At 67.8% G+C, this 1,007-nt stretch carries 1 pseudogene; it reads right to left on the bottom strand.

Annotated features, from left to right (window positions below):
- Positions 1-19: 19 nt before the first annotated feature.
- Positions 20-951 (bottom strand): annotated as a pseudogene (locus ACWC5O_RS45560) (IS5 family transposase).
- Positions 952-1,007 lie beyond the last annotated feature (56 nt).

The raw sequence follows: 1,007 nt of genomic DNA, 5'->3' as shown, positions 1-1,007 counted from the left end.
CTAGGAGTTGTCCGGGCGATCACGTGCGAAGCCAGATGGTGAGGGCTGCGGCGGTTGCTGTGCCGAGGTATACGTAGCCACGCTTGTCGTAGCGGGTGGCGACTGCTCTGGCGTTCTTGAGCCGGTTGATGGCTCGTTCGACGGTGTTCCGCTTCTTGTAGCGCTCTTCATCGAAGCCGGGTGGCCGTCCGCCGCGTGAGCCTTTGCGCAGGCGGGCGGCCTGGCTGTCGGTCTTCTCCGGAATGGTGTGTCGGATTCCCCGGCGCCGTAGGTACTGGCGGCAGGGCCCGTTGCTGTAGGCCTTGTCCGCCGCCAGGCTGTCCGGCTTCTTGCGCGGCCTGCCCGGCCCGGTCCGTGGGACGCGGATCTTCTCCAGCACTGGGCTGAACTGGGTGCAGTCCGCCCGCTGTCCTGGCGTGACGATCAGGGACAGCGGGCGGCAGCGGCCGTCGGCACTCAGGTGGAGCTTGGTGGTGAACCCGCCGCGCGAGCGGCCCAGGCCCTCACCTCCAGCACCACCTCCACCAGGCGGGCGACGAGGCTCTGCCACGGAGTCTCGTCCTGGTGTTCTGACGGTTCGGCCCCCTTTGCAGTGAGTGCCGGCGGCGGGTCAGTGCGGGCGCCGGCCGCATGCTGGTGGGCGCGGACGATGGTGGAGTCGACCGAGATGTCCCAGTCGATCTCCCCGGCTGCGTCGGCCTCGGCCTGGACCTGCTGCAGCAGGCGTTCCCACGTTCCGTCTGCGGACCACAGCCGGTGTCGTTCGTAGACGGTCTTCCACGGGCCGAACCGATCGGGCAGGTCACGCCACTGAACGCCGGTTCGTACCCGGTGCAGAATCCCGTCGATCACCTGCCGGTGATCCCGCCACCTGCCACAACGCCTGTTGCTGACCGGCAGGAACGGCCGCAGCCGTTCCCACTCGGCATCTGTCAGATCACCCCGCCCCATGTCCACATCAACGACCCGGACATCGAGTAGTCACGTGATCGGCCGGACAACTCCTA

This window comes from Streptomyces sp. NPDC001450, from assembly GCF_053597295.1.
Note: the sequence above shows the minus strand (reverse complement) of the source record. Positions and strands in the feature narration are given on the sequence as shown.